The 25,437-nt window shown below is 64.5% G+C and carries 23 protein-coding genes; 16 read left to right on the top strand and 7 right to left on the bottom strand.

Annotated elements, in window-relative coordinates; all coding sequences use genetic code 11:
- Positions 1-85 precede the first annotated feature (85 nt).
- The gene (locus N7333_RS01515; protein ID WP_279858199.1) at positions 86-1,000 is read right to left on the bottom strand and encodes a LysR substrate-binding domain-containing protein; all 915 of its coding nucleotides are present in this window, start codon (positions 998-1,000) and stop codon (positions 86-88) included.
- A 181-nt stretch (positions 1,001-1,181) separates the two neighbouring features.
- Here N7333_RS01515 and N7333_RS01510 point away from each other — a divergent pair, with 181 nt between their 5' ends.
- The 9 genes from N7333_RS01510 to rpoS all read left to right on the top strand — a co-directional run bounded on the left by N7333_RS01510 (position 1,182) and on the right by rpoS (position 9,320).
- Positions 1,182-2,294 (top strand): S-(hydroxymethyl)glutathione dehydrogenase/class III alcohol dehydrogenase, encoded by a 1,113-nt coding sequence (locus tag N7333_RS01510; protein WP_012019171.1) that lies wholly within the window; start codon positions 1,182-1,184, stop codon positions 2,292-2,294.
- 106 nt (positions 2,295-2,400) lie between these two features.
- Positions 2,401-3,249 carry an S-formylglutathione hydrolase gene (gene fghA, locus N7333_RS01505; RefSeq protein WP_195882140.1) on the top strand — a complete coding sequence of 283 codons (849 nt, stop codon included), beginning with the start codon at positions 2,401-2,403 and terminating at the stop codon, positions 3,247-3,249.
- Between the two features lie 127 nt (positions 3,250-3,376).
- Positions 3,377-3,850: a 2-C-methyl-D-erythritol 2,4-cyclodiphosphate synthase gene (ispF, locus tag N7333_RS01500; RefSeq protein ID WP_012019169.1), complete on the top strand. Its 474-nt coding sequence runs from the start codon at positions 3,377-3,379 to the stop codon at positions 3,848-3,850.
- Complete coding sequence (gene truD, locus N7333_RS01495; RefSeq protein WP_279858194.1) at positions 3,847-4,905, top strand: tRNA pseudouridine(13) synthase TruD; 1,059 nt, start codon at positions 3,847-3,849, stop codon at positions 4,903-4,905. Before ispF ends, truD begins: the two co-directional genes overlap by 4 nt.
- A complete protein-coding gene (gene surE, locus N7333_RS01490; protein WP_148117727.1) occupies positions 4,893-5,642 on the top strand; it encodes a 5'/3'-nucleotidase SurE in 750 nt (249 codons plus the stop codon). Before truD ends, surE begins: the two co-directional genes overlap by 13 nt.
- 38 nt (positions 5,643-5,680) lie before the next feature.
- Entirely contained in the window at positions 5,681-6,316 is a 636-nt protein-coding gene (locus N7333_RS01485) for a protein-L-isoaspartate(D-aspartate) O-methyltransferase (RefSeq protein WP_003244247.1), read from the top strand.
- A 26-nt stretch (positions 6,317-6,342) separates the two neighbouring features.
- Complete coding sequence (locus tag N7333_RS01480) at positions 6,343-7,281, top strand: DUF368 domain-containing protein (RefSeq protein WP_279858193.1); 939 nt, start codon at positions 6,343-6,345, stop codon at positions 7,279-7,281.
- Between the two features lie 69 nt (positions 7,282-7,350).
- Positions 7,351-8,211, top strand: coding sequence for a peptidoglycan DD-metalloendopeptidase family protein (locus N7333_RS01475; protein ID WP_279858282.1), 861 nt, complete (start codon positions 7,351-7,353; stop codon positions 8,209-8,211).
- 101 nt (positions 8,212-8,312) lie between these two features.
- Complete coding sequence (gene rpoS, locus N7333_RS01470; protein ID WP_003244254.1) at positions 8,313-9,320, top strand: RNA polymerase sigma factor RpoS; 1,008 nt, start codon at positions 8,313-8,315, stop codon at positions 9,318-9,320.
- A gap of 485 nt (positions 9,321-9,805) precedes the next feature.
- Here rpoS and fdxA read toward each other — a convergent pair whose 3' ends face one another.
- Positions 9,806-10,129 carry a ferredoxin FdxA gene (gene fdxA / locus N7333_RS01465; RefSeq protein ID WP_003244255.1) on the bottom strand — a complete coding sequence of 108 codons (324 nt, stop codon included), beginning with the start codon at positions 10,127-10,129 and terminating at the stop codon, positions 9,806-9,808.
- 139 nt (positions 10,130-10,268) lie between these two features.
- Positions 10,269-12,836: a DNA mismatch repair protein MutS gene (mutS, locus tag N7333_RS01460; RefSeq protein WP_279858192.1), complete on the bottom strand. Its 2,568-nt coding sequence runs from the start codon at positions 12,834-12,836 to the stop codon at positions 10,269-10,271.
- Positions 12,837-12,914: 78 nt separating this feature from the next.
- On the opposite strand from mutS, the gene N7333_RS01455 reads away from it, so the two are divergent.
- The 3 genes from N7333_RS01455 to recX all read left to right on the top strand — a co-directional run bounded on the left by N7333_RS01455 (position 12,915) and on the right by recX (position 15,019).
- A complete protein-coding gene (locus N7333_RS01455; RefSeq protein WP_279858191.1) occupies positions 12,915-13,415 on the top strand; it encodes a CinA family protein in 501 nt (166 codons plus the stop codon).
- Between the two features lie 87 nt (positions 13,416-13,502).
- Complete coding sequence (recA, locus tag N7333_RS01450; RefSeq protein WP_012019162.1) at positions 13,503-14,546, top strand: recombinase RecA; 1,044 nt, start codon at positions 13,503-13,505, stop codon at positions 14,544-14,546.
- Between the two features lie 11 nt (positions 14,547-14,557).
- On the top strand, positions 14,558-15,019 hold the full coding sequence (recX, locus tag N7333_RS01445) for a recombination regulator RecX (protein WP_041772931.1): 462 nt from the start codon (positions 14,558-14,560) through the stop codon (positions 15,017-15,019).
- A gap of 79 nt (positions 15,020-15,098) precedes the next feature.
- On the opposite strand, the gene N7333_RS01440 is transcribed toward recX, so the two are convergent.
- Positions 15,099-15,974, bottom strand: coding sequence for a DUF6685 family protein (locus N7333_RS01440; RefSeq protein WP_003244262.1), 876 nt, complete (start codon positions 15,972-15,974; stop codon positions 15,099-15,101).
- Between the two features lie 144 nt (positions 15,975-16,118).
- Here N7333_RS01440 and N7333_RS01435 point away from each other — a divergent pair, with 144 nt between their 5' ends.
- Both N7333_RS01435 and N7333_RS01430 read left to right on the top strand, forming a co-directional pair.
- Positions 16,119-16,340, top strand: coding sequence for a DUF2835 domain-containing protein (locus N7333_RS01435; RefSeq protein ID WP_003244264.1), 222 nt, complete (start codon positions 16,119-16,121; stop codon positions 16,338-16,340).
- A gap of 86 nt (positions 16,341-16,426) precedes the next feature.
- Positions 16,427-17,449 carry a quinone-dependent dihydroorotate dehydrogenase gene (locus tag N7333_RS01430; RefSeq protein ID WP_279858188.1) on the top strand — a complete coding sequence of 341 codons (1,023 nt, stop codon included), beginning with the start codon at positions 16,427-16,429 and terminating at the stop codon, positions 17,447-17,449.
- 80 nt (positions 17,450-17,529) lie between these two features.
- Here the strand turns inward: N7333_RS01430 and rmf are convergent, their stop codons facing one another.
- Positions 17,530-17,745: a ribosome modulation factor gene (rmf, locus tag N7333_RS01425; RefSeq protein ID WP_003244273.1), complete on the bottom strand. Its 216-nt coding sequence runs from the start codon at positions 17,743-17,745 to the stop codon at positions 17,530-17,532.
- 415 nt (positions 17,746-18,160) lie between these two features.
- Between rmf and rlmKL the strand changes: the two genes are divergently transcribed.
- Positions 18,161-20,338 carry a bifunctional 23S rRNA (guanine(2069)-N(7))-methyltransferase RlmK/23S rRNA (guanine(2445)-N(2))-methyltransferase RlmL gene (gene rlmKL, locus N7333_RS01420; protein WP_279858186.1) on the top strand — a complete coding sequence of 726 codons (2,178 nt, stop codon included), beginning with the start codon at positions 18,161-18,163 and terminating at the stop codon, positions 20,336-20,338.
- A 68-nt stretch (positions 20,339-20,406) separates the two neighbouring features.
- On the opposite strand, the gene dacB is transcribed toward rlmKL, so the two are convergent.
- Positions 20,407-21,843: a D-alanyl-D-alanine carboxypeptidase/D-alanyl-D-alanine-endopeptidase gene (gene dacB, locus N7333_RS01415; protein ID WP_279858184.1), complete on the bottom strand. Its 1,437-nt coding sequence runs from the start codon at positions 21,841-21,843 to the stop codon at positions 20,407-20,409.
- A gap of 185 nt (positions 21,844-22,028) precedes the next feature.
- Between dacB and N7333_RS01410 the strand changes: the two genes are divergently transcribed.
- Entirely contained in the window at positions 22,029-22,370 is a 342-nt protein-coding gene (locus N7333_RS01410) for a YggL family protein (RefSeq protein ID WP_003244279.1), read from the top strand.
- 103 nt (positions 22,371-22,473) lie between these two features.
- On the opposite strand, the gene N7333_RS01405 is transcribed toward N7333_RS01410, so the two are convergent.
- Complete coding sequence (locus tag N7333_RS01405; RefSeq protein ID WP_279858182.1) at positions 22,474-25,425, bottom strand: HD domain-containing phosphohydrolase; 2,952 nt, start codon at positions 25,423-25,425, stop codon at positions 22,474-22,476.
- Positions 25,426-25,437 lie beyond the last annotated feature (12 nt).

Below are 25,437 nucleotides of genomic sequence, written 5' to 3'. Positions count from 1 at the left end.
TTTCCTTCTGTTGCCAGGGGGAACGCGGCGTCAGCGCCGCTGAAAGAGTCCTGCTTTCAGTATGGCCTTGCCGATCCCCCACGGTTCAACCGTTGGCTGTGACATTCTGTTGCGGGCGGTACTCGATGCGCTCGCTCAAGCCCGCCTTGAGGTGGTCGACCAGTTGGCGCACTTTCGGCGAGAGATGCCGTTGCTGCGGGTAGAGCGCCCAGACCGCCGTATTCGGCGGGCGGTGCTGTTGCAGCAGGGACACCAGTGCGCCGCTGGCCAGATGCTCCAGCACGTAGTAATCGGGTAGCTGGCACAGGCCGAAGCCACGCAGCGCCGCATCGAGTACCGCCTGGCCGCTGTTGCAGCGCCAGTTGCCCTGCACGCGCATCTGCGTCTCCCGTCCGTTGTCGACGAAGCTCCAGTGATCGCTGCTGCCGATCAGGCAGTTGTGCCGGGCCAGTTCGGAAAGCGAGTGCGGGCGCCCGTAGCGCTGCAGGTACTCGGGCGCCGCGCACAGGTACATTTCTCGCGGGGCCAGGCGCGCGGCCATCAGGCGCGAGTCCTGCAGGCGACCCAGGCGTATGGCCAGGTCCAGGCCTTCGTGCAGCAGGTCGAGCTGGCGGTTGGACAGTTCGATCTCCACGCGCAACTGCGGATGCCGCGCCATGAAGTCGTTGACCAGCGGCACGATGAAACGCTCGCCATACGCTACCGCGCAGGTCATGCGCAGCAGCCCCTTGGGTTCAGCGCCGAGATCGCCAACCGCGCGCAGGGCTTCTTCGCGGGCATCCTGCAGGCGCTGGCAGTGTTGCAGAAACAACTGGCCGGCCTCGGTCAGCGCCACCCGCCTGGTGCTGCGGTAGAACAGGCGGCTCTGCAGGCGTTCTTCCAGGCGTGCCACCTGGCGGCTGACTTGTGACGTGGACAGCCCCAGGCGCTCGGCGGCGGCGCTGAACTGGCCGCATTCTGCGACGGCGACGAATTCGTCGAGCCCTTCCCAGCGACTCATCGATGCTTTTTCTCCTGTGCCCGATTGCATCCTGCACTTGTAGGAGCCCGCTTGCGGGCGATGTAAAGAGGCCCAATATTATCCCTGTATGGCAATAATGTTTTGCTCTTCTGCTGATTGTCTCGCCTGGTATGTGAACTAGACTGCCGGCCACTGTCCACGACTCCCCCGGAGAGCTGTCATGATCAAGTCCCGCGCCGCCGTTGCCTTCGCCCCGAACGAGCCCCTGAAAATCGTCGAAGTGGATGTGGCGCCGCCCAAGGCCGGTGAAGTGCTGGTGCGCATCGTCGCGACCGGCGTCTGCCACACCGACGCCTACACCCTGTCCGGCCAGGACAGCGAGGGCGTGTTCCCCTGCATTCTCGGTCACGAAGGGGGCGGTATCGTCGAGGCGGTGGGCGAGGGCGTCACCTCGCTGGCGGTCGGCGATCACGTGATTCCGCTGTACACCGCCGAATGCGGCGAGTGCAAATTCTGCAAATCCAACAAGACCAACCTGTGCAGCTCCGTGCGCGCCACCCAGGGCAAGGGCCTGATGCCCGACGGCACCAGTCGCTTCTCCTACAACGGCGAGCCGATCTACCACTACATGGGCTGCTCGACCTTCTCCGAGTACACCGTGCTGCCGGAAGTCTCCCTGGCCAAGATTCCCAAGGAGGCGCCGCTGGAGAAGGTTTGTCTGCTCGGCTGCGGCGTGACCACCGGCATTGGCGCCGTGCTCAATACCGCCAAGGTCACCGAAGGCTCCACCGTGGCCATCTTCGGTCTGGGCGGCATCGGCCTGGCGGCCATCATCGGCGCCAAGATGGCCAAGGCTTCGCGCATCATCGGCATCGACATCAACCCGGCCAAGGAAGCCGTGGCGCGTGAGCTGGGGCTGACCGACTTCGTCAACCCGAAGGAGCACAGCAAGCCGATCCAGGAGGTCATCGTCGAGATGACCGACGGTGGCGTCGACTACAGCTTCGAGTGCATCGGCAACGTGCAGCTGATGCGTGCAGCGCTGGAGTGCTGCCACAAGGGCTGGGGCGAGTCGACCATCATCGGCGTGGCGCCGGCCGGTGCCGAGATCAGCACCCGCCCGTTCCAGCTGGTCACCGGTCGCGTCTGGCGCGGCAGCGCCTTCGGTGGCGTGAAGGGCCGTACCGAACTGCCGGGTTATGTGCAAAAGGCGCAGAGCGGCGAGATTCCGCTGGACACCTTCATCACCCACAACCTGCCGCTGGATCAGATCAACGAAGCGTTCGAGCTGATGCACGAAGGCAAGAGCATTCGTACCGTCATTCATTTCTGATGACGCGCCGCACGGCCGATGGTCGTGCGGATTCTTTCGTAGGGTGCGCGGGGCCGCCTGGGCTGCGCGCACCGCTAACCCTGGTGCGCACGGCGCACCCTACGGAGTGGTCATGACCCTCGAAATCGTTTCCAGCAACAAGAGCTTCGGCGGCTGGCACAAGCGCTACCGCCATCGCTCCAGCAGCCTCAACTGCGACATGGTGTTCGCCGTTTACCTGCCGCCGCAGGCCGAGCAGGGCGCCAGGCTGCCGGTGCTGTACTGGCTGAGCGGGCTGACCTGCACCGACGAGAACTTCATGCAGAAAGCCGGCGCCCAGCGCATGGCCGCCGAACTCGGGCTGATCATCGTCGCGCCGGATACCAGCCCGCGCGGCGAAGGGGTGGCCGACGACGCCAATGGCGCCTATGACTTCGGCCTCGGCGCGGGTTTCTACGTCAATGCCACCCAGGAGCCCTTCGCGCGCCATTACCGCATGTACGACTACGTGGTGCAGGAGTTGCCGGCGCTGATCGAGGCCAATTTCCCGGTCTCGGACAAGCGCGGCATCGCCGGCCACTCCATGGGCGGGCACGGTGCGCTGATCTGTGCGCTGAAGAATCCGGGGCGCTATCGCTCGGTATCGGCTTTTGCCCCCATCAGCAACCCGATGAACTGCCCCTGGGGCGAGAAGGCCTTTTCGCTGTACCTGGGCGAGGAGCGTTCGCGCTGGCGCGAGTGGGATGCCAGCGTGCTGATCGCCGAAGCCAGCGAGAAACTGCCGATCCTGGTCGATCAGGGCGATCGCGACGACTTCCTCGAAGGCCAGCTCAAACCCCAGGCATTGCAGGCTGCCGCCAAGGCCGCCGGTCATCCGCTGACGCTGCGCATGCAGCCGGGCTATGACCACAGCTACTACTTCATCGCCAGCTTTATCGACGAGCACCTGCGTCATCACGCCGAAGCGCTGGCGTAGGAGGGGCGGGGCCGCCTAGGTTGCGTGCAACAGGGCGGACTCCGGTTCTCGGTGGTGCGCACGGCGCACCCTACTGCAGTCTGTGCATGTAGAATCACGCCCTGACTTTTTCAGGGCGTTGTTCTTTATGCGTATCGGTCATGGCTATGACGTACACCGCTTCGGCGAAGGCGATTTCATCACCCTCGGCGGCGTACGGATTCCCCATAAATTCGGTCTTGTCGCTCATTCCGACGGCGACGTGCTGCTGCACGCGCTGAGCGATGCCCTGCTCGGTGCGGTGGCGCTGGGCGATATCGGCAAGCACTTCCCCGATACCGATCCGACCTTCAAGGGCGCCGACAGCCGCGCCCTGCTGCGCCATGTGATGAGCCTGGTGCGGGGCAAGGGCTACGCCGTGGGCAATGTCGACGCCACCATCATCGCCCAGGCGCCGAAGATGGCGCCGCATATCCAGAGCATGCGCGAGCGCATTGCCGAAGACCTCGGCGTCGAGCTGGATCAGGTCAACGTCAAGGCTACCACTACCGAGAAGCTCGGCTTCACCGGGCGCGAGGAAGGTATTGCGGTGCACGCCGTGGCCTTGCTGGTCAAGGCATGAACGAGCTGCAACTGCTGGGGCCGCGGGCCCATGGCGAAGCCTGCGGGCGCGCCGTGCTCAAGGCCAGTGCCGAGGATTTTCAGGTCGACGAGGTGCTGGACATTCCGCTCACGGGGCAGGGCGAACACCTGTGGCTGTGGGTGGAAAAACGCGGCCTGAACACCGAGGAGGCGGCGCGGCGCATTGCCCGCGCCGCCGGCCTGCCGCTCAAGGCGGTCAGCTACGCCGGGCTCAAGGATCGACAGGCGCTGACCCGGCAGTGGTTCAGCCTGCACCTGCCGGGCAAGGCCGATCCCGACCTGGCCGCTGCACAGGGCGATGACCTGGCCATCCTGCGCAGCCAGCGGCACAACCGCAAGCTGCAGCGCGGCGCCCATTCGGCCAATGGTTTCACCCTGCGCCTGACGGCCCTCGAAGCGGACCGCGATGCCCTGGAGCAGCGCCTGCAGCGCGTCGCGGAGCAGGGCGTGCCCAACTACTTCGGCCTGCAGCGCTTCGGCTTCGACGGTGGCAACGTCGTGCAGGCTCGAGACTTCGCCGCCCGCCAGGAGCTGCCGGTGCAGCGCAACCTGCGTTCGCGCCTGCTCTCCGCGGCGCGCAGCCACCTGTTCAATCAGGTACTGGCCCGTCGCGTCGCCGCAGGCACCTGGAACCAGGCGCAGATCGGCGACCTGCTGGCCTTTACCGGCAGCCGCAGTTTCTTCCTGGCCGGCGAGGCCGAATGCAGCGATCCGCGCCTGGCCATTCTCGACCTGCATCCGACCGGGCCGCTGTGGGGCGACGGGCCGCTGCCGACCGGCGGCGCTACGCAGATGCTGGAGCAGAGCGTGGCCGACGAGGCCGGGCAATTGGTGGACTGGCTGGTCAAGGCGGACATGGCGCACGAACGGCGCATTCTGCGCCTCCCCATCGGCGGCCTGTCATGGCATTATCCGGAACCCGATATTCTGCAACTTGCATTCGTCCTGCCGGCCGGATGTTTCGCCACCGTGGTGGTGCGCGAACTTCTCGATCTGGTGCCAGCAGGGCAGACGGATACTCCATGCGAATTCTGATTTCCAACGACGACGGGGTGAACGCACCCGGCATCGCCGCGTTGCACCAGGCGCTGGCCGATTATGCCGAGTGCGTGGTGATTGCCCCTGCCGAAGACAGGAGCGGTGCCAGCAGTGCGCTGACCCTCGACCGTCCGCTGCATCCCATGGCCCTGAGCAATGGTTACATCAGCCTCAATGGCACGCCTACCGATTGCGTGCACCTTGGGCTCAACGGCCTGCTCGAACAGACGCCGGACATGGTCGTCTCCGGCATCAACCTGGGCGCCAACCTGGGTGATGACGTGCTCTATTCCGGCACCGTCGCCGCCGCGCTGGAAGGCCGCTTCCTGAGCAGGCCGGCGTTCGCCTTTTCGCTGCTTTCGCGTCTTCCCGACAATCTGCCCACCGCCGCCTATTTCGCTCGCAAGCTGGTCGAAGCGCACGAGCGCCTCGAACTGCCGCCGCGTACCGTGCTCAACGTCAACGTGCCGAATCTGCCGCTGGAGCATATCCGTGGCGTGCAACTGACCCGCCTGGGCCATCGCGCACGCGCGGCAGCGCCGGTCAAGGTGGTCAACCCGCGCGGCAAGGAAGGCTACTGGATCGCCGCCGCCGGCGATGTCGAGGACGGCAGCCAGGGCACCGATTTCCATGCCGTGATGCAGGGTTATGTATCGATCACGCCGTTACGGCTCGATCGCACCTTCAATGAGGCTCTCGAAACTATGGATGGCTGGTTGGAGGGCATCTTCTGATGCGTGGCCAGGACGATATGCAGCGCCGCGGGATCGGCATGACCTCGCAGCGCACCCGTGAGCGATTGATTCAGCGTCTTTACGAAGAGGGGCTGTCCAACGCGCGGGTGCTCGAGGTGATTCGGCGCACGCCGCGCCATCTGTTCGTCGACGAGGCGCTGGCGCACCGTGCCTACGAGGACACGGCGCTGCCCATCGGGCACAACCAGACCATTTCCCAACCTTATATGGTCGGCCGCATGACCGAGCTGCTGCTGGCTGCCGGCCCGCTGGACAAGGTGCTGGAGATCGGCACCGGTTCCGGCTACCAGACCGCCGTGCTGGCGCAACTGGTGGAGCGGGTGTTCTCGGTCGAGCGTATCCAGGTATTGCAGGACCGCGCCAAGGAGCGTCTGGCCGAACTCAGCCTGCGCAACGTGGTCTTCCGCTGGGGTGATGGCTGGGAAGGTTGGAATGCGCTGGGGCCATACAACGGCATCATCGTCACCGCGGCGGCGGCGCAGGTTCCGCAGGCGCTGCTCGACCAACTGGCGCCCGGTGGCCGTCTGGTCATCCCGGTCGGCGCGGGAGATGTGCAGCAACTGCTGCTGATCGTGCGCGAAGAGCATGGTTTTTCTCGCCATGTGCTGGATGCGGTGCGTTTCGTCCCCTTACTCAACGGGCCGCTGGCCTGACCGCTCTTTCATTTCTGGAAGGATCCATGAAGAAACACTTCCTGCTCTATGCCAAGGGTATGGCCATGGGCGCTGCCGATGTGGTGCCGGGCGTGTCCGGTGGCACCATCGCCTTCATCAGCGGCATCTACGACGAGCTGTTGCGTTCCATCGCCAGTATTCCCGAGGCGCTCGTGCTGCTGTTGCGCGGGAAGCTCAAGGACGCCTGGCAGATGGCCAATGCGACCTTCCTTCTGGTGCTTTTCGGCGGCATCCTGACCAGCATCGTGACCCTGGCGCGGGTGATCACCTATCTGCTGGAGCATCATCCGGTACCGGTCTGGTCGTTCTTCTTCGGTTTGATCCTGGTGTCCTGTTACCTGGTCGGCCGTGAAATCAGGCGCTGGAACTGGAGCCGGGCGCTGAGTTTTCTGCTCGGCATGGCCTTCGCCTACTGGATTACCGTGGCTGCGCCGGTACAGTGGGGCAGCGACCTGCCGACGCTGCTCCTCGCGGGCGCCATCGCCATCTGCGCCATGATCCTGCCGGGGGTTTCCGGCAGTTTCATCCTGCTGCTGCTCGGGCTCTATTCGGTGGTGCTGGGCGCGGTGAAGGAGCTCGACTTTGCCGTGCTGGGGGTGTTTGCCGCTGGCTGTCTGGTCGGGCTTCTGAGTTTTGCGCGTTTGCTCAGCTGGTTGCTGGCACGCTGGCGCGACCTCAGCCTGGCGTTTCTCACCGGGCTGATGTTGGGTTCTCTGAATAAGGTATGGCCCTGGAAGGAGACCCTGAGCTGGCGCATCGACAGCAAGGGTGCGCAGGTACCGCTGCTGCAGAACAATCTGCTGCCCGGGCATTTCGCCGAGGTCAGTGGTCAGGACCCGCAGCTGCTGCTGGCCGTGCTGCTGGCGGCAGGCGGTATCGCACTGGTGCTGGGTTTGGAATGGCTGGCCGGGCGCCAGCCGGCCGATGATGGTCGTGCCAGATAAATCCGGCACAATAGCCGCCATATTCGGAATCGTTCAGGGAGCAGTTGGGTGAGTTGCACTGCCGTTCACGTGCTAGTTCGCAGAGCTGCAGGCTTTCGCCTGTGGCTCGCCTTGCTTGCCGCCAGCGCATTGGCCGGTTGCGCCAGTCCGCCGCCGGGTGGCGTACAGGTGGTCGACCGCGGGCATAATCAGGGCAGCGCTCCGGTGGTGCAGCGTCAGCCGGTACGCAGCGGTCATTACGTGGTGCAGCGTGGCGATACGCTCTATTCCATTGCCTTTCGTTTCGGTTGGGACTGGAAGGCGTTGGCCGCGCACAATGGCCTGCGTGACCCCTACCTGATTCGTGTCGGCCAGGTCATCCGCTTCGACAATCGCCCGACCCCGGCTCAGCCGATAGCCTCGGCGCCTTCGGCTGGCAGTGCTCCGGTAGCGACGCAGCCGGCGCCCAGGCGTCCACCGGTAGCTACCACGCCGAGTACGCAACCCACGCCAGCGCCGACCAGACCGCCTGTGGCCAGCGCGCCTGCCACCACACCGGTCACGCCGGTGAGCCGCTCTGCCAGTGGCTGGGCCTGGCCAACGCAGGGCACGGTCATCAGCCGTTTCTCCTCAAACGGTAGTTTGAATAAAGGCATTGATATCGCGGGGGAATTAGGACAGCCTGTTTTAGCTGCGTCTGATGGTTCAGTGGTGTACGCCGGGAGTGGTTTGCGGGGCTACGGCGAGTTGATCATCATCAAGCACAGCGATACCTACGTAAGTGCCTACGGTCATAACCGCAGGCTATTGGTACGGGAGGGGCAGCAGGTCAAAGCCGGGCAGAGCATTGCCGAGATGGGGTCTACAGGGGCCGACCGGGTGAAACTGCACTTCGAGATTCGCCGCCAAGGTAAACCTGTCGATCCGCTGCAGTATCTGCCACGTCGTTGATCCGCCGCCGGCCCGTCCCATCGCGTAGGAGGGACGGGCTCCGGTGTGGCCAGGAAGGTACCGCCAGAGTCTGTTGTCGAACTCAGCTAGGGACAACAACAATGGCTCTCACCAAAAAAGAAGCGCCGGAGTTTGACGTCGACGATGAACTGCTCCTCATGGAGCCAGGCATCGTTTTGGGCGAGGTTCAGAGCGATGAGGTGGAAACACCGGTCGCGCGCGCCAAGGCCAAGCACGCCACCCCCTCCAAGCAGCACAAGTACATCGACTACACCCGGGCGCTCGACGCCACTCAGCTGTATCTCAACGAAATCGGTTTTTCCCCCCTGCTGACTCCCGAGGAGGAAGTGCACTTCGCGCGTCTGGCGCAGAAGGGCGATCCTGCCGGGCGCAAGCGCATGATCGAAAGCAACCTGCGCCTGGTGGTGAAGATTGCTCGGCGTTACGTCAATCGCGGCCTTTCCCTGCTCGACCTGATCGAGGAGGGCAATCTGGGCTTGATCCGCGCCGTGGAAAAATTCGATCCGGAGCGGGGGTTCCGTTTTTCGACCTATGCGACCTGGTGGATCCGCCAGACCATCGAACGGGCCATCATGAACCAGACGCGAACCATCCGTTTGCCGATTCATGTGGTCAAGGAGCTCAACGTCTACCTGCGTGCGGCTCGCGAACTGACCCAGAAGCTCGACCACGAGCCCTCTGCGGAAGAAATTGCCAACCTGCTGGAAAAACCGGTGGGCGAGGTCAAGCGCATGCTCGGCCTCAACGAGCGGGTGTCCTCGGTGGACGTCTCGCTCGGTCCGGACTCGGACAAGACCCTGCTCGATACCCTGACCGATGATCGACCGACCGATCCCTGCGAGCTGTTGCAGGACGATGATCTGTCGCAAAGCATCGATCAGTGGCTGTCGGACCTGACCGACAAGCAGCGCGAAGTCGTCGTGCGCCGCTTCGGTCTGCGCGGGCACGAAAGCTGTACCCTGGAAGAAGTAGGGCAGGAGATCGGCCTGACGCGCGAGCGTGTGCGGCAGATCCAGGTCGAGGCGCTCAAGCGTCTGCGCGAAATTCTTGAGAAGAATGGCCTGTCCAGCGATGCGTTGTTCCAGTAGACCCATGCCCTGATCACCAACCCGGCTTCGGCCGGGTTTTTTATGCGCAGGCATGTAAGCCATTGCTTACAGATGTTGTCAGTGTTTGTGCCGCGCGGCCGAGGATATCTGGCTTCCATGAGCCGAGATTTTTTATAAGTACATGATTATAAAGAAATTTTAAGTTTTTCGACGAATGAGCGCGAACCCTTGCGGAGTATTTCGATCAGGTTGTGCTGAATGCTGTAGCGGCTAATATCACACCCGTGCTCAGGGACAAGCACAGGTCATCAGGATGATGATCAGGACTGTCGCAAGATGCGATCCATCAGGACGATGAGTTGGGAAACAAAGGGACTAGGGAATAAAAGTGGGCGGCGCAAGCCGCCCCTTTTTTTGCCTGCGATTTCTTGGGGCCGCCCGTTTCGCCGCGGCAACGATCAAAAAATTGCCCCGCAGAAACGAAAAGACCCGCACTCGGCGGGTCTTCGTGTTTCCAGGCGAACTCAGCGTTCCAGATACTGCAGCTTGTCCTTCACGCCATCCCATTCCTCGGCGTCCGGCAGCGAGTCCTTCTTCTCGGTGATGTTCGGCCAGACTTCTGCCAGGTCGGCGTTCAGCTCGATGTATTCCTGCATGTCCTCGGGCACTTCGTCCTCGGAGAAGATCGCCTGAGCCGGGCACTCGGGTTCACACAGGGCGCAGTCGATGCACTCGTCCGGGTGGATCACCAGGAAGTTCGGGCCTTCATAGAAGCAGTCAACCGGGCAGACTTCCACGCAGTCGGTGTATTTGCATTTGACGCAGTTGTCGGTAACGACGAAGGTCATGTCTGATTCTCTCCTCGGGCGGCGGCCTGCGCCCTTTCTGCGAAGGGCTGTCAGGCGCTCTGTCTGTGGCCGCGGCTCAGGCTATAAACCGGGCGGTCGTAAATTTGCGCGCGATTCTAGCAGCTTGTTGTAGTGAGCGTTAGATCTGCGTCTTCCAGGTATATAACAGCTCCAGTGCCTTGCGTGGCGTTAGATCATCCGGGTTGATCTTGTGCAATTGCTCAAGCAGCGGGTGCGGCACGCTGGCGAACAGGTCGCTTTGCATCGGCACCTGCGGCTGGCCGGGCTCCTGGCGCGGCAGGTCATGGGGCAGGCTGGTGGCTTCCAGGCGCGCCAGGTGCTCGCGCGCGCGGCTGATGACGCTGCCCGGTACGCCCGCCAGTTGCGCCACCGCCAGGCCGTAGCTCTGGCTCGCCGGCCCGGGCTGGACGTGATGGAGGAAAACGATGCGCTCGTTGTGCTCGGTGGCTGAAAGGTGCACGTTGGCCACCACCGGCTCGCTTTCCGGCAGCACCGTCAGCTCGAAATAGTGGGTGGCGAACAGGGTGAAGGCGCGCAGGCGCGCCAAGTGCTCGGCCGCCGACCAGGCCAGCGACAGACCATCGAAGGTGCTGGTACCGCGGCCGACTTCGTCCATCAGCACCAGGCTGCGCTCGCTGGCGTTGTGCAGGATGTTGGCAGTTTCGCTCATCTCCACCATGAAAGTGGAGCGGCCGCCGGCCAGGTCGTCGGAAGAGCCGATCCGGGTGAAGATGCGGTCGACCAGCGACAGCTCGCAGGCCGCGGCCGGGACGAAGCTGCCGATATGGGCCAGCAGCACGATCAGGGCGGTCTGGCGCATGTAGGTGGACTTACCGCCCATGTTCGGCCCGGTGATGATCAGCATGCGGCGGTTGTCGTCGAGATCCAGGTCGTTGGCCACGAAGGGGGTGGCCAGCACCTGCTCGACCACCGGGTGGCGACCCCGATCAATACGCATGCACGGCTCGTCGACGAAGCGCGGGCGGTTCAGGTCCAGATTCAGCGCACGCTCGGCCAGGTTGCTCAGCACGTCCAGTTCGGCCAGTGCTGCAGCGCTGTCCTGTAGTGGTGCCAGGTGACCGATCAGGCGTTCCAGCAGCTCGTCGTAGAGCATCTTCTCGCGGGCCAGGGCGCGGCTCTTGGCCGACAGTGCCTTGTCTTCGAATTCCTTGAGCTCCGGGGTGATGAAGCGCTCGGCACCCTTCAGGGTCTGCCGGCGGATGTAATCGGCCGGCGCCGATTCGGCCTGCTTGGTCGGCAGCTCGATGAAATAGCCGTGCACGCGGTTGTAACCGACCTTGAGGTTGGCCAGGCCGGTGCGGGCCTTCTCGCGCGCTTCCAGATCCATGAGGAACTGGCCGGCGTTCTCGCTCATCGCCTGCAGCTCATCCAGTTCGGCGTCATAGCCGGTCTTCAGCACGCCGCCGTCGCGAATCACCGCCGGTGGATTGTCAATGATGGCGCGGGCCAGCAGGTCGGCCAGTTCCGGGTAGGTGGCGATAGAGGTGGCCAGCTGCTGCAGGTGTGGCGTGTCCAGTGTGGTCATCGCCTGCTGCAGGTCCGGCAGCGCGGCCAGGGCGTCGCGCAGGCGCGCCAGGTCGCGCGGGCGCGCATTGCGCAGGCCGATACGGGCGAGGATGCGCTCGAGGTCGCCGATCTCCTTGAGCTGCGGCTGCAGGGTTTCGAAACGGTAGCCGTCGAGCAGGCAGGCGATGGCGTCCTGGCGCGCCTCCAGCACCGCGCGATCGCGCAGCGGGCGGTTCAGCCAGCGGCCCAGCAGACGGCTGGCCATGGCGGTCTGGCAGCGGTCCATGACTGATTGCAGGGTGTTGTCGCGACCGCCGGAAAGGTTGACGTCCAGCTCCAGGTTGCGGCGGCTGGCGCCATCTAGGATCACCGTGTCGTCCAGGCGCTCGTGACGCAGGCTGCGCAGGTGGGGCAGGGCGGTGCGCTGGGTTTCCTTGGCATAGCTCAGCAGGCAGCCGGCGGCGCCGATGGCCAGGGTCAGGTTCTCGCAGCCGAAGCCTTTCAGGTCCTGGGTGCCGAACTGCTGGCACAGGCTCTTGAAGGCGCTGTCGCGGTCGAAGTCCCAGGGCGCGCGCCGACGCGAGCCCTTGCGCTTTTCCGCCGGCAGGCCCTGCGGCCAGTCATCCGGGATCAGCAGTTCGGCGGGGTTCAGGCGCTCCAGCTCGGCCAGCAGGTTTTCCCAGCCCCTGATCTCCTGCACGCTGAAACGGCCGCTGGTGATGTCCAGCACGGCCAGGCCGAACAGGCGTTCATCGCCCAGCACGGCGGCCAGCAGGTTGTCGCGGTGCTCGTCGAGCAGCGCTTCGTCGCTGATGGTGCCGGGGGTGATGATGCGCACCACCTGGCGTTCCACCGGCCCCTTGCTGGTGGCCGGGTCGCCGATTTGCTCGCAGATCACCACCGATTCGCCGAGCTTGACCAGCTTGGCCAGGTAGCCCTCGACCGAATGGAAGGGAATGCCGCACATGGGGATCGACTGACCGGCGGACTGGCCGCGCGCGGTCAGGGTGATATCCAGCAGTTTCGCGGCTTTCTTCGCGTCTTCGTAGAAGATCTCGTAGAAATCCCCCATGCGGTAGAACATCAGCTGGTCCGGGTGCTGGTTCTTCAGCTTCCAGTACTGTTGCATCATCGGGGTGTGCTGAGAGAGGTCCGTCATGGTCTCGACTGTCCGGCTTAAATCGCAAAAGCGCCTAGTGTAGGGTATCGGCCTGACTCGTTTCACCCCGGAGAAGATATGGATTCAATCAGCCAACTGGCCGCGCAACTGGGCCGGCAACTGCAAGACGCTGGCGCCCAGGTGACCACTGCCGAGTCCTGCACCGGGGGTGGCATCGCCGAGGCCATCACTCGTATCCCCGGCAGCTCGGCCTGGTTCGAGGCCGGCTACGTCACCTACTCCAACGCGCAGAAGAGCAAGCAGCTGGGTGTGTCTGCCGAGCTGTTCGCCACCGTTGGGGCGGTCAGTCGCGAGGTGGTTGAGGCTATGGTGCGCGGCGCCCAGGCCCATAGCGGTGCGCGCTATGCGGTTGCGGTCAGTGGTGTGGCGGGGCCCGACGGCGGGTCGCCGGAGAAGCCGGTAGGCACCGTATGGCTGGCCTGGGGCGATGGCGAGCGGCTGTTCAGCGTGCGCAAACAGTTCGCAGGGGATCGCCAGGAAGTTCGCCGACAAACGGTCGAGACCGCTCTGGCGGGGCTTTCGCGCCTGCTTGCAGAGGAAAATCCGTCTGCGGGGTAGGCGGGCGACTTGCCCTGTGGAATAATACTGGCTACTTATACAGTTGTTGGCGGCCGCTGAGGCCCTACTGAATACGCGAGGATGGTAATGGACGAGAACAAGAAGCGCGCCTTGGCGGCTGCCCTGGGCCAGATCGAGAAGCAGTTCGGCAAGGGCGCGGTGATGCGCATGGGCGACCATGAGCGTCAGGCCATTCCGGCCATCTCCACTGGTTCGCTGGGGCTGGACATCGCCCTCGGCATCGGCGGCCTGCCGAAGGGCCGTATCGTCGAAATCTACGGGCCGGAATCCTCCGGTAAGACCACCCTGACCCTGTCGGTGATCGCCGAGGCGCAGAAGAACGGCGCCACCTGTGCCTTCGTCGACGCCGAGCACGCGCTGGATCCCGATTACGCTGGCAAGCTCGGCGTCAACGTCGACGACCTTCTGGTGTCGCAGCCGGACACCGGCGAGCAGGCACTGGAAATCACCGACATGCTGGTGCGCTCCAACGCCATCGACGTGATCATCGTCGACTCCGTGGCCGCCCTGGTGCCCAAAGCGGAGATCGAAGGCGAGATGGGCGACATGCACGTCGGCCTGCAGGCGCGCCTGATGAGCCAGGCGCTGCGCAAGATCACCGGCAACATCAAGAATGCCAACTGCCTGGTGATCTTCATCAACCAGATCCGCATGAAGATCGGCGTGATGTTCGGCAGCCCGGAAACCACCACCGGCGGTAACGCGCTGAAGTTCTACTCCTCGGTTCGTCTGGACATCCGCCGCACCGGCGCGGTCAAGGAAGGCGAGGAAGTGGTCGGCAGCGAGACCCGCGTGAAGATCGTCAAGAACAAGGTGGCCCCGCCTTTCCGCCAGGCCGAGTTCCAGATCCTCTACGGCAAGGGCATCTACCGCAACGGCGAGATCATCGACCTGGGCGTGCAACAGGGCCTGGTCGAGAAATCCGGCGCCTGGTACAGCTACCAGGGCAACAAGATCGGCCAGGGCAAGGCCAATGCCGCCAAGTTCCTGGAAGACAACCCGGCGGTGGCCCGCGAAATCGAAGGCCAGATCCGCGAGAAACTGCTGGTCAGCGGTGCGCCGGTCAAAGCCGCGGCAGACGAGCTGGCTGACGCCGAAGTCGACTTCTAAGCCATTGGAGCATGACCGCCGTGCTGGATAACCCGCTCGCCGTGAGGCGGGCGGCCATGGACCTGCTGGCGCGACGCGAACACGGGCGAGTGGAGCTGACCCGAAAGCTGCGCAAGCGCGGCGCCCCGGATGAGCTGATCGACGGCGCCCTGGATCGTCTGGCGGAAGAGGGGTTGCTGTCGGAGGCGCGCTATCTGGAAAGCTTCGTCGCCTATCGCGCCCGTGCCGGCTATGGTCCGCAGCGCATTCGCGAAGAGCTGGGACAGCGCGGTCTGGCGCGTGGCGATATCGACCAGGCGCTGCGCGACAGCGGGATCGACTGGTTCGAACAGCTGCGTGAGACCTGGCAGCGCAAGTACGCCGGCCGGCTACCTAATGATGCCCGCGAGCGTGCCCAGCAGGGGCGCTTTCTCGCTTATCGCGGTTACTCCCTGGATATGATCGGGCGCCTGTTGCGCGGCTGCGACGAGTGATCGTAGCGTCACGTACACCAGCTCGGATGGGATGGCCGGTGCGCGCAGCGCAGCTTATGCGAATGGGCCCGTCGCCGCGTTACAGACCCAGTTGGTGCAGATAGCCCAGTACGTCCGGCGCGCCGGCCAGGCGCAAGCCTTCGCCCAGGGCCGTGGCCTCCGGGTGCTCCTTGGGCAGCAGCAGAAACTCCGGTGCACCGACGGTCTTGAGCAGGGACAGGCGTGCGTAGGGCAAGCCATTGTCCAGCAGCAGCCCCATGAAACTCGGGTCGCTCCAGGCCTCGCCCGGCATGGCCAGAACGTGATAACGCGCCTGCAGATTCTCGAGACCCGGCTGGCTCAGGCGGTAACGAACCAGCTTGGCTGGCAGCATCACTTCCAGGCCGCGTCTGCGTGCATAGGCGATGGCACCGGCAAAGGCCTCGCCCTGATGTTCTCCTGCCCAGAAGGTTTGCGCGCCGCGCCAGCTGGCCTGGCGCAGTTCGATGGGCTCTCCGGCGAGAAAGCGTGGCAGGGCCAGGCTGATGGTCTTGACGAAATCCTTGTAGCTGATGATGCGAACCTGTTTGCAGTGTTCGCTCGCGGCATAGTCCTCGAAGCTGGCGTAGCTCTGCGAGCCTGCGGTCGCACAGGCGAACCCGTGGATCAGGCGCAGGTCGAAAGTCTGTAGTTGCTGAGCTTCGGCTTCCACCACCTGAGTCAGGGCCGAGTGTGCCTGCGCCTTGTCTTCCTGAACCGGACCGGACAGTGCGCCTCGCGGCAGGTCGATCAGGCGCTGCAGATGAGGGTTGGCATGCCAGCAGATGCTGGTCTCGGGTGCCGGTAGTACCTTGAAGGGCAGACGCAACGCGCTGGCCCTGGCGAATATCTGCCGCGAGCCACGGCCGATCAGCCCCAGGCGTTGTGCCAGAGCGGTCAGGCGGGTGCTGAGAGGGGAAGACTCGGACAAACTCATGGCCGGCAGATCGCTCCTGAAGCGTCCCTTGCAGTGTGGCAGACGCAAACGGCTGTTGCCCATATAGCGTAGCGCGGCGCGGTAGCGATAGTGGCGGTACAGGTCTGTGGCAAAATAGCCGCATTCATTTGCGAGGGTGCCTCCATGCCCAGCTTGGTGCTGGATATTGCGTTATCGGCCGAACGATTGCAGGCCATCTACCGCGGCCATGCCAGCCGGATTATGGCGCAAAGTCGCGATGGCCGCCGAGTCAGTTTACCGGCTCATCATTTGCGGCCCTATCTGACCCATGCCGGTATCTATGGTTCCTTCGTGCTGGAATTCAGCAACTCGGGCGAGCTTCTCAGCTTACGCCCTTTGGACTGATCTGGCGTGCGTGCCTCGCGCCGGCCATGGCTGCGCGGCTATAATCGCCGGCCTGCCCTTTTTCATCTATCGAGCTAAGCCTGCCCATGTACTCCCTGGCCCGCGAGCTGCTGTTCAAACTGTCCCCAGAAACCTCCCACGAGCTGTCCATCGACCTGATCGGTGCCGGCGGCCGCCTGGGGCTGAACGGCTTGCTGACGAAAGCGCCGGCAAGCTTGCCGACCAGCGTCATGGGGCTGCAGTTCGCCAATCCGGTCGGTCTGGCGGCCGGTCTGGACAAGAACGGCGATGCCATCGACGGGGTTGCCCAGCTGGGTTTCGGCTTCGTCGAGATCGGTACCGTGACTCCGCGTCCGCAGCCGGGCAACCCCAAGCCACGCTTGTTCCGTCTGCCGCAGGCCGAGGCGGTGATCAACCGCATGGGTTTCAACAACCTCGGTGTCGATCACCTGCTGGAGCGCGTGAAGGCTGCGAAGTACCAAGGCGTGCTGGGTATCAACATCGGCAAGAATTTCGACACGCCGGTCGAGCGGGCAGTGGACGACTATCTGACCTGCCTGGACAAGGTCTATGCCCACGCCAGCTATGTCACGGTCAACGTCAGTTCGCCGAACACGCCGGGGCTGCGCAGCCTGCAGTTCGGCGATTCGCTCAAGGAGCTCCTCGAGGCGCTGCGCCGCCGCCAGGAGGATCTGACCCAGGAGCATGGCAAGCGCGTGCCGCTGGCCATCAAGATCGCCCCGGACATGAGCGACGAGGAGACCGCGTTGGTCGCGTCTGCGCTGTTGGGCGCGGATATGGATGCCGTCATCGCCACCAATACCACGCTCAGTCGCGAAGGCGTCGAGGGCCTGGCCCACGCCGACGAGGCTGGCGGTCTCTCCGGCGCGCCGGTACGCGACAAGAGCACGCATATCGTCAAGGTACTGGCTGGTGAGCTGGGGGGGCGTCTGCCCATCATCGCCGTCGGCGGTATCACCGAAGGTCGGCATGCGGCGGAGAAGATTGCCGCTGGGGCGAGCTTGGTGCAGATCTATTCGGGCTTCATCTACAAGGGACCGGCGCTGATCCGCGAGGCGGTGGATGCCATTGCGGCATTGCGCAAATAAAAAGGGCTCCTCAAGGAGCCCTTGGGCTTGCGCCCGCCGCCCGGATGGGGTCGGCATGGTGAAGTCGGGTGTGATCCTGATCAGCCGACAGCGTGAAGTTCGTTGAGTCTATGAATGCCGGCGGTGCCGGTCAGCCCATCCCAGTTGTCGCCACGACCTTCGCGCCAGCCATTGAGCCAGGCTTGCCGAACCGAAGGCAGGGTAAAGGGGCAGAGTTCGCGGGATTTACCATTGATGCCGTACTGATAGCCGCGCAAGAAAGCTCGTTCTAACGGATCACGCTTAAGTCTTCTCATAGGGTGTTGCCCTCACTGTTGACTGTTATGTCCCGTTGGCCTTGTGGCAAGGCCTGGCAGACGTATCTGCCTGCGAAGGTCCGCTGCCGGCGTGGCGAACCTTCTGTGCCTTCGCCGTTGCAGCGAAAGCCTTAGGTAGTGTTCTAACGAATGCACTCGGGCCTGTGAATGATCGATTTGTCATAAGGGCGTAACCTAAATGCCGGTGAGGCCATAAGGAGGCTGGGCATATGTCCAGCCATGTCCGGCCAAGCGCCCAACTGCCTGGCCGTAGCCGGTGAGACCGGCACTGTGCTAGTGCGAATGAGAGTGCTTGCTTATTCCGACGAAGGGTCGCGGTGCGACGCTTTGTCACTTATTTTGAGTCGAGGTGTGCAGCCACATCTCCCTGATTGCCATAGGCAGTGGAACATCCATGTCTGATCGTTACGAAATCGTGCTGACCTGCCCCAAGGGCCTCGAAGGACTATTGCTGGAAGAGGCCAGGGCACTGGGACTGGAGGAGGCGCGCGAGCAGACTGCCGCGGTGCGTGGCCAGGCCGAGCTGGAGGTCGCCTACCGCCTGTGCCTGTGGTCGCGCCTGGCCAACCGCGTGCTGCTGGTGCTGTCGCGGTTTTCCATGAATAACGCCGAGGAGCTCTACGAGGGCGTCAAGGCGGTGGACTGGCGCGACCACCTGGAGCCGGCCGGCAGCCTGGCGGTGGAGTTCAGCGGCCACGGCTCGGGAATCGACAACAGCCACTTCGGCGCGCTCAAGGTTAAGGACGCCATCGTCGACCGCCTGCGTACGGCCGGTGGCGAGCGGCCCAGCATCGACAAGATCAATCCGGACCTGCGCGTGCATCTGCGTCTGGATCGCGGCGAGGCCGTGCTGTCGCTGGACCTCTCCGGCCACAGCCTGCACCAGCGTGGCTATCGTCTGCAGCAGGGCGCCGCGCCGCTCAAGGAAAACCTCGCCGCCGCAGTGCTGATCCGCGCCGGCTGGCCGCGCATCGCCGCCGAGGGCGGCGCGCTGGCCGACCCCATGTGCGGTGTCGGCACCTTCCTCATCGAGGCGGCGCTGATGGCCGCCGATGTGGCGCCCAATCTCAAGCGTGAACGCTGGGGGTTCTCCAACTGGCTCGGTCATGTGCCGGTGATCTGGAAGAAGCTGCATGCCGAGGCCGAGCAGCGCGCGGCGGCCGGCCTGGCCAGGCCGCCCCTGTGGATTCGCGGCTATGAAGCCGACCCACGGCTGATCCAGCCTGGGCGCAACAACGTCGAGCGCGCCGGCCTGTCCGACTGGGTGAAGATCTACCAGGGCGAGCTGGGCAGTTTCGAGCCGCGGCCGGACCAGAACCAGAAGGGCCTGGTGATCAGCAACCCGCCCTATGGCGAGCGCCTGGGCGACGAAGCCAGTCTGCTGTATCTCTATCAGAACCTTGGCGAGCGCCTGCGTCAGGCTTGCCAGGGCTGGGAGGCAGCGGTGTTCACCGGAGCTCCCGAACTGGGCAAGCGCATGGGCCTGCGCAGCCACAAGCAGTATTCGTTCTGGAACGGCGCGCTGGCGTGCAAGCTGCTGCTGATCAAGGTGCAGACCGAGCAGTTCGTCACCGGCGAGCGGCGCACCAGGACCGAGGACGAACCAGTGGCGGAGGCGTCGTCACAGGCGCGCCTGTCCGAGGGGGGGCAGATGTTCGCCAACCGCCTGCAGAAGAACCTCAAGCAGCTGGGCAAGTGGGCGCGCCGCGAGGAGGTGGAGTGCTATCGCCTATACGATGCCGATATGCCCGAGTACGCCCTGGCGGTGGACCTGTACCGCGACTGGGTGCACGTGCAGGAATATGCTGCGCCGCGCTCGGTCGATCCGGACAAGGCGCAGGCGCGCCTGCTCGACGCGCTGGCCGCGATCCCGCAGGCGCTGGGTGTGGCGCAGAGCCGAGTGGCGATCAAGCGCCGCGAGCGCCAGACCGGCAGCAAGCAGTACCAGCGCCAGGCCGCCCAGGGCCAGTTCATGGAGGTGAGCGAAGGCGGCGTCAAACTGCTGGTCAACCTCACCGACTATCTGGATACCGGCCTGTTCCTCGATCACCGTCCGCTGCGCCTGCGCATCCAGCGCGAGGCGGCCGGCAAGCGTTTCCTCAACCTGTTCTGCTACACCGCCACGGCCACCGTGCATGCGGCCAAGGGCGGGGCACGCAGCACCACCAGCGTCGACCTGTCGAAAACCTACCTGGACTGGGCGCGGCGCAACCTGTCGCTCAACGGCTTTTCCGACAAGCATCGCCTGGAGCAGGGCGACGTGATGGCCTGGCTGGCCGAGGATCGTGGCGAGTACGACCTGATCTTCATCGACCCGCCGACCTTCTCCAACTCCAAGCGTATGGAAGGTGTGTTCGATGTGCAGCGCGACCACGTCGAGTTGCTCGACCTGGCCATGGCCCGTCTGGCTCGTGGCGGGGTGCTGTACTTCTCCAACAACTTCCGCAAGTTCCAGCTCGACGAGAGTCTGGTGGCGCGTTACCAGGTCGAGGAGATCAGCGCGCAGACCCTGGATCCGGACTTTGCCCGTAACCCGAAGATCCACCGCGCCTGGCGCTTCACCGCTCGCTGACTGCGTAGCCCGGATGCCATCCGGGGGCTTGTGAATCAGGCCCCGGACGGCATCCTGCTATGTGGTCGTCAGCGCTTGGGCTGGTTATAGGTGTACAGCAGCACCTGATCGAGAATCGAGGTGGCGCCCCAGGGTTTGGGGTCGTTGAGGATGGCCACCACGGCCCAGTCCTGGCCGTTGCTGTCGCGGCTGTAGCCGGCGATGGCACGCACGTTGTTCAGGGTGCCGGTCTTGATATGCGCTTCGCCCACCAGCGGCGTGCGTTGCAGGCGCCGGCGCATGGTTCCGTCCATGGCCACCAGCGGCATCGAGCTGCGGAACTCGGCGGCATAGGGGCTGCGCCAGGCGGCCTGGAGAATCAGGGCCATTTCGCGCGCACTGATGCGCTCGGCACGCGACAGACCTGAACCGTTCTCCATCACCAGGTGTGGCGCGGTGATGCCTTTGCGCGCCAGCCAGCTGCGGATCACCCGTTGTGCGGCCATGGCATCGTCCTTGTCGGCGTCGGTGCGGAACTGCGCGCCGATGCTGAGAAACAGCTGCCGCGCCATGGTGTTGTTGCTGTACTTGTTGATGTCGCGGACGATCTCCACCACATCCGGCGAATAGGCGCGTACCAGCAGGCGGGCCTTTTCCGGTATCGGGGCCATGCGATCCTTGCCGAGAATCTTGCCGCCCAGCTCCTGCCAGATGCCGCGAACCGCACCGGCGGCATAGCTGGGGTGATCGAGCAGCGACAGGTAGGTCTGCGCCGTGCAGCCCTCGGCCAGCTGACCGCTGACGATCAGGGTGGTGCCGTCGTACTGCTCCACGGCGTTGTAACGCACGTCCGGCCAGGCCGGGCAGGGCGCGGCCTTGAGCAGCCTGACCTGGTTGTCGATGCGCACGCTGGCGATCGGCGGGTCCATGGCGATGTGCACCTTGCCGCCGTCGGCGCGGGTGATGAAGCGCTGCGCCTTGAGGTTGACCAGCAGCGAGTCCGGGGTCACCAGGAAGGGCTTGTTGGCATCGCCGCCGTCGTCGTTGAAGGCCGGTAGCTGCGGCGCGACGAAGAAGCTGCGGTCCAGTACCAGATCGCCCTGTACCTGGCGCACGCCATTGATGCGCAGGTCGCGCAGCAGCAACCAGAGACGTTCCATGTTCAGCTTCGGATCGCCGCCACCCTTGAGGTAGAGATTGCCGTGCAGCACGCCGTCCTTGAGCGGGCCGTCGGCATAGAACTCGGTCTTCCACTGGTGATTGGGGCCGAGCAGCTCCAGGGCCGCATAGGTGGTCACCAGCTTCATGGTGGAGGCCGGGTTGACCGAAACGTCGGCGTTGAACTGCAGGCCGCCGGCCTGGCCGCCCAGCGGCACGGTCATCACGGCGAGGGAAGCGTCGGAAATCTTGTTGGCCTTCAGCGCCTGTTCGACCTTGGCGGGAAGGGCGCCGCTGGCGGCTTGGCAGGAAAAGGCGAGGGGCAGTAGCAGGGCGCTCAGCGCCAGTTGGCGAAACCGCTGAATCATGTTGGAAAACCTTGCGCGCTCGGGCGGTCACAACGAAATATGGAACAGGCTGCACGGCTGCAGATAACGACAGCCAGGCCTTTGGAAAAGTTGCCGAGCATTATGCCGCAAGGCAGCGCGAGAGCGAGCGGTAACTCGGGCGATCTGCTAGAGTGCCGCGCGTTATTACCTTTGAGGATTGTTTCATGGCGACCAACCGTTCCCGCCGTCTGCGCAAGAAGCTCTGTGTCGATGAATTCCAGGAGCTGGGCTTCGAGCTGACCCTGAACTTCAAGGCCGACCTGAACGACCAGACCATCGACACCTTCGTCGAGCAGTTCCTCGGTCAGGCCATCGCCGCCAACGGCCTCGACTACGTCGGTGGTGAGGACTATGGCCTGGTCTGCCTGGCCAAGCGTGGCTCGGTCAACGAAGAGCAGCGCACTGCCGTGGAGGCCTGGCTGAAGGGCCGCGACGAGCTGCAGAACTTCGAAATCAGCCCGTTGCTGGACGTCTGGTACCCGGAAAATCCGATCAACCAGGCCTGATCGCTATTCGGCGCCGGGTTCTCCGGCGCCGATTATCAGCTAGGGTGCGCCGTGCGCACCGAGCCTCGGCAGCAAGTCGAACTGCTGATGCGCACGGCGCACCCTACAGAACTCCCGCCTTTTCCAGTAGCGCCTGCTCGTCCACCTCGTCGATCTGCTCGGCCAGCATGAAGCGCTCGGCATAACGCCGATGTATGCCGCTGCGGATGAACAGGGCGAACAGCTCGGGGTCGATGTGCGCTCCTTTGCACATGCCGACCATGATGTTCAGCGCTTCCGACAGGGTCTTGCCCTTCTTGTAGGGACGGTCGACCGCCGTCAGTGCCTCGAAGATATCGGCGATCGCCATCATCCTCGCCGGCAGGCTCATCTGCTCGCGTACGAGGCGCTTGGGATAGCCGGTGCCGTCCATCTTCTCGTGGTGGCCGCCGGCGATCTCGCTCACGCCCTGCAGGTGTTTGGGGAACGGCAGCCGGTCGAGCATCAGGATGGTCTGCACGATATGGTGGTTGATGATGTAACGCTCCTCGGCCGTCAGGGTGCCGCGGGCAATACTCAGGTTGTGCAGCTCGCCGCGATTGAACTTGTGCTGCGGCACGTCGAGCTTGAAGCCCCAGCGGTTGTCCGGGGCGATCAGCTCCTGCGCGGGACGTTCGATCAGGTGTTCCGGCTTGTCCGCCAGCAGTGGCTCCGCCACCGGCAGCGTTGGCGCCGGTGAGCGCTCCTGGCGCTTGGCCTCCTCCCACGACACGCCCAGGCGGTCGTCCAGGGTGCGCAGCCAGGTTCGCTCGGCGATCTGCCTGAGGCGCGCCTGGTCCGCCTCGGCCATGGCTTCGCCGCCGAGGTTGGTGCGCGCGACGAAGGCGAACTCGTCGTCCAGTTCGGCCAGCAACCGGTCGCGCAGGCTGGCCAGTGCCGCTTCTTCGCCCCCTGCGGCGCAGCCCTGCCAGTAGACGATCCAGGCATCGCGCTTGAGCACTTCGAAACGCATGCGCACCTCGTGGATGCGGTCGTAGAGGGTTTCCAGCTTGGTGGCCTTGTCCACCACGTATTCGGGGGTGGTGACCTTGCCGCAGTCGTGCAGCCAGGCGGCGATGTGCAACGCCTCCCATTCCTCGTCGCCCGGCTGGAAATCGCGAAACTCCGGAGCGTCGCTGTCGGCAGCGGCGCGCGCCAGCATCAGGGTCAGCTCCGGCACACGCTGGCAGTGCCCGCCGGTGTAGGGACTCTTGGCGTCGATGGCACCGGCGATCAGCTGGATGAAGGCGTCGAGCAACTGCTTCTGCCTTGCCAGCAGGCGTTGACTCTCGATGCACAGCGCGGCGCTGCCGGACACCGCCTCGACGAAGGCCAGGCGCTCGGGGCGTAGCATGCTGTCGTTGCCGTCGCCTTCGTCTCGTTGCAGCAATACCAGCACGCCGACTGTGTCGCCCTGGCGATTGTGCAGGCCCGCGGCGATCAGGTGCAGACGCGGGCTGTCCAGTTTCACCAGCAGGCCGCGAAAGCTGCCGGCCTGGTCGAAGCCGATGGACATGGCGTTGCTGGCGCCGCCGGAGGCCGGCCCGCGCAGCCAGTCCGGCAGTGTTGGCTCGTCCAGGGCGAAGCCTCGAATACCCAGCTCCTCCAGATCTTGCGCCTCGCCGTCGAGCACCACGCCCTGTGGCTCGAGGCGGCCACTGTCGGCGTCGAGCAGGTAGATCAAGCCGCCTTGTGCTTCGCTGATGGCCACGGTGGAGTCCATCACGCGCCGGAGCAAGGCATCGAAGCGGGTTTCTGCCGAGAGGCTGGCGGCGATGTCGAGGAAGCGGCCCAGGGTGTCCTTCATGCGCGTCATCGAGACGGCCAGCTGGTCCACCTCGAGCACCGGCGAGCGGCCGCTGGCCGGATAGTCGAAGTCGAAGCGGCGGATCGCCTCGGCTTCCTGCACCAGCGCGCGCAACGGCTTGACCACCAGGCGCGAGGCCAGCCAGCCCAGGGGTACGCAAAGCAGCAGGGTGGTCAGGGTGATCAGCGCACCCTGCCAGCGAATGCGGTAGGCATCGGCGAGCAGCTCGTGCTCGGGCACTACCAGGGCCAGGTGCAGCCCCTGCGGCCCGCCTTCCTGGATATGCCGGTGGGCCATGGCCCAGCGCTGCTTGGCCAGCTCGACGATGCCCTGATCCTGCTTGTTCAGTTGCCCCTCAAGCAGCTCGCCCAGCACCGGATTGATATCGCGCACCTTGACCAGCGTCTTGCTGCTGCCCTCGATGCGGATCAGGCGGCTGCTGTCGGGATAGGCCACGGCATTGCCCTCGGCATCGGCCAGCACCAGGTCGCTGTTGGCGGTCACCCGGTGCGCGGCGAGCGTGGCGGAAAGGTCGTCCAGCGTCAGGTCGGCGGCCAGCACATTGGTCAGCCCGCTGCGCCGGGCCAGGGTGGTGCCGACCTCCTCGGTGGAAAAGAACACGTAGGGCGCCGTGGTGATCTGCCCGCCATCGCCGCGGGCGCGCTTGTACCAGTCCCGAGTACGCGGGTCGTAGTTCTCGCTCAGGCGCTGACGACGGCTGATCTGGTTCAGCGAGCCGTCGTAGAACAGATAGTAGGACTCGGTGCCGGTGGCGCTACGGTCGATCGACCAGACCTGATAGGCCGCCCCTGGCGGGGCATCGAAGCGCTGTTTCAGGGCATCGCTGCGCAGCGGCCGGACCATGAAGAAGTCGCCGTCCTCGTAGCCGAGAAACAGCGAGCCGAGCTTGGGGTTGTCGCGCAGCGCCTGAACGAAGGGGGGCAGTAGCGCCAGGCGGCCATCCAGATGATCGCTCCGGGTGGCCGGGTCGAGGGCCAGCAGGCTGAGCACGTGGCGGATCGGCCGGTAGGTATTGTCCAGCCCTTGTTGGACATCCTGCTGGATGCGTTCGAAGAGTTTGCTGCTGCTGGAGAAGATGATCTGACTGGTCTGCTGATAATTGAACAGACCCAGCACCACGCCGGTGAGCAGCAGTAGCAGCGTGAACAGGGCACTGATATGGACATGCAGGGGGAATCGACGCTCGCGAGGGGCGGCAGGTTTGCGCATCGCACTTCACTC

The organism is Pseudomonas sp. GD04158 (assembly GCF_029834875.1).
Lineage (GTDB): Bacteria > Pseudomonadota > Gammaproteobacteria > Pseudomonadales > Pseudomonadaceae > Aquipseudomonas > Aquipseudomonas hydrolytica.
This window is presented reverse-complemented; position numbering and strand designations above follow the sequence as displayed.

What these genes read in the sequence shown, in the direction of transcription:
- N7333_RS01515 (WP_279858199.1), bottom strand. Translation starts at nt 1,000, where the DNA reads ATGAGTCGCTGGGAAGGGCTCGACGAATTCGTCGCCGTCGCAGAATGC.
- N7333_RS01510 (WP_012019171.1), top strand. Translation starts at nt 1,182, where the DNA reads ATGATCAAGTCCCGCGCCGCCGTTGCCTTCGCCCCGAACGAGCCCCTG.
- ispF (WP_012019169.1), top strand. Translation starts at nt 3,377, where the DNA reads ATGCGTATCGGTCATGGCTATGACGTACACCGCTTCGGCGAAGGCGAT.
- truD (WP_279858194.1), top strand. Translation starts at nt 3,847, where the DNA reads ATGAACGAGCTGCAACTGCTGGGGCCGCGGGCCCATGGCGAAGCCTGC.
- surE (WP_148117727.1), top strand. Translation starts at nt 4,893, where the DNA reads ATGCGAATTCTGATTTCCAACGACGACGGGGTGAACGCACCCGGCATC.
- N7333_RS01485 (WP_003244247.1), top strand. Translation starts at nt 5,681, where the DNA reads ATGACCTCGCAGCGCACCCGTGAGCGATTGATTCAGCGTCTTTACGAA.
- N7333_RS01480 (WP_279858193.1), top strand. Translation starts at nt 6,343, where the DNA reads ATGAAGAAACACTTCCTGCTCTATGCCAAGGGTATGGCCATGGGCGCT.
- rpoS (WP_003244254.1), top strand. Translation starts at nt 8,313, where the DNA reads ATGGCTCTCACCAAAAAAGAAGCGCCGGAGTTTGACGTCGACGATGAA.
- fdxA (WP_003244255.1), bottom strand. Translation starts at nt 10,129, where the DNA reads ATGACCTTCGTCGTTACCGACAACTGCGTCAAATGCAAATACACCGAC.
- mutS (WP_279858192.1), bottom strand. Translation starts at nt 12,836, where the DNA reads ATGACGGACCTCTCTCAGCACACCCCGATGATGCAACAGTACTGGAAG.
- N7333_RS01455 (WP_279858191.1), top strand. Translation starts at nt 12,915, where the DNA reads ATGGATTCAATCAGCCAACTGGCCGCGCAACTGGGCCGGCAACTGCAA.
- recA (WP_012019162.1), top strand. Translation starts at nt 13,503, where the DNA reads ATGGACGAGAACAAGAAGCGCGCCTTGGCGGCTGCCCTGGGCCAGATC.
- recX (WP_041772931.1), top strand. Translation starts at nt 14,558, where the DNA reads ATGACCGCCGTGCTGGATAACCCGCTCGCCGTGAGGCGGGCGGCCATG.
- N7333_RS01440 (WP_003244262.1), bottom strand. Translation starts at nt 15,974, where the DNA reads ATGAGTTTGTCCGAGTCTTCCCCTCTCAGCACCCGCCTGACCGCTCTG.
- N7333_RS01435 (WP_003244264.1), top strand. Translation starts at nt 16,119, where the DNA reads ATGCCCAGCTTGGTGCTGGATATTGCGTTATCGGCCGAACGATTGCAG.
- N7333_RS01430 (WP_279858188.1), top strand. Translation starts at nt 16,427, where the DNA reads ATGTACTCCCTGGCCCGCGAGCTGCTGTTCAAACTGTCCCCAGAAACC.
- rmf (WP_003244273.1), bottom strand. Translation starts at nt 17,745, where the DNA reads ATGAGAAGACTTAAGCGTGATCCGTTAGAACGAGCTTTCTTGCGCGGC.
- rlmKL (WP_279858186.1), top strand. Translation starts at nt 18,161, where the DNA reads ATGTCTGATCGTTACGAAATCGTGCTGACCTGCCCCAAGGGCCTCGAA.
- dacB (WP_279858184.1), bottom strand. Translation starts at nt 21,843, where the DNA reads ATGATTCAGCGGTTTCGCCAACTGGCGCTGAGCGCCCTGCTACTGCCC.
- N7333_RS01410 (WP_003244279.1), top strand. Translation starts at nt 22,029, where the DNA reads ATGGCGACCAACCGTTCCCGCCGTCTGCGCAAGAAGCTCTGTGTCGAT.
- N7333_RS01405 (WP_279858182.1), bottom strand. Translation starts at nt 25,425, where the DNA reads ATGCGCAAACCTGCCGCCCCTCGCGAGCGTCGATTCCCCCTGCATGTC.